We start from the raw sequence: 1,434 nt of genomic DNA on the forward strand, positions 1-1,434 counted from the left end.
AACCATTCGGCAGACTGACTCCTGACTCCTTGTCTCCTAACTCCTTCTTCCTCTCTTAATCCTGACTCCTGACTCCTTCAGAAACAGACTTTTCGGAACTTTGCCTAATTGATAAGCACCACGACTGTCTAAATATTTATATTGTCCTGGTTGTAATCCTACATGAATAAACTTTTTTGGATAACCAATCATTACAACATTACCAGAAGAGTCTTTCTGAACAATTTTCTCTAAGTATTCTCTGGCATTTGTAGCGCGTCGAAAAAATTCTACTTGTTGCTGAGTATAAAAAACTAAACTAGGTTTTTCAAAGCTAATCATAATTATTTCTTCTCCAGGTTGTCTAACTTCAACAATAGTTTGAGCTAATTGGCGTAAGGGTAATTGACGTTCTTGGTCTACTAAAAACATCATCGGGTTAATAGTAAAAATTAAACACAATACTAATCCAATAAAGTTAGCACTCCAAATCCAAGAAGTTTGTTTTTTAACTAAAAGAAATCCCACCACTATTGCTGTAGTTATTAAAATTAATCCGCCACGAGTTAATAAACCTGATTTTCTAATTAACTCTGGGAAATATGGCATAGCTGGGTCTCCATCTAGCCAGTTAAAACTGAAGATAATTCCTATAGCTAAAATGAGCAGAAAAATGATATTAGCGACAATTGAAGCAGATAAAAAGCGACTTATTAATTTAGAATTATTTTTCTTGAGTTTGGCAATAGGTTTAACAGAATTATTGCTTGTATTAAAAGTTGATGTGGAATTATTGGCAATTTTATTAGTCTGACTGGGACTAGGAACTAAATCTCTATTAATAATAATATCGCTCCACAATAATCCTATTAATATTGCTGCAGCTGGCATTAATGGTAAGACATAACTGGGTAATTTGGTGGCAGAGACTGAGAAGAAAATAAAGATACAAATAAACCAGAAAAAAGCAAATAGACTTAACTGCTCATTTCGTGGTTTATTGCACCAATAACGACGTTGCCAAAATTTAGTTTGAGCGATCGCTATTGGTAAATAAATAGACCAAGGTGCAAAACCAATTAGTACGACTAAGAAGTAAAAGTACCAGGGCGCTCCATGATGATTAACAACTTTGGTAAAACGTTCAAAATTGTGATAACCAAAAAAACTATCAATATATTCTTTCCCGTTAACTAAAGTAACGAGAAAATACCAAGGGAATGTAATAATTGAAAAAATTAAAATGCCAGGCCGAATATTTATTTCTTGCCAGATTTGAAAAAAATTACCTACATATAATAGAAAGGAACCAATAATCAGTGCGGGTAAAACAATTCCAATCAGACCTTTGGCGAGAACTGCTAAAGATATTAGTATATAAAAAGTCAAATACCACTTGTTAAAGATGGGAAGTTTTGTAGTTTTTGATGATTGATTTTTATCTGGCGCAGATGA

The 1,434-nt window shown here is 33.3% G+C and carries 1 protein-coding gene; it reads right to left on the minus strand.

Translation table 11 applies throughout. The annotated features are described in order from the left end of the window. Window positions 1-36: 36 nt before the first annotated feature. Window positions 37-1,434, minus strand: a 1,398-nt coding sequence (locus F6K13_RS33100) for a glycosyltransferase family 39 protein (protein WP_287289917.1), incomplete at its 5' end; no start/stop codon positions are given.

This window comes from Okeania sp. SIO2B9 (assembly GCF_010672505.1).
Lineage (GTDB): Bacteria > Cyanobacteriota > Cyanobacteriia > Cyanobacteriales > Microcoleaceae > Okeania > Okeania hirsuta.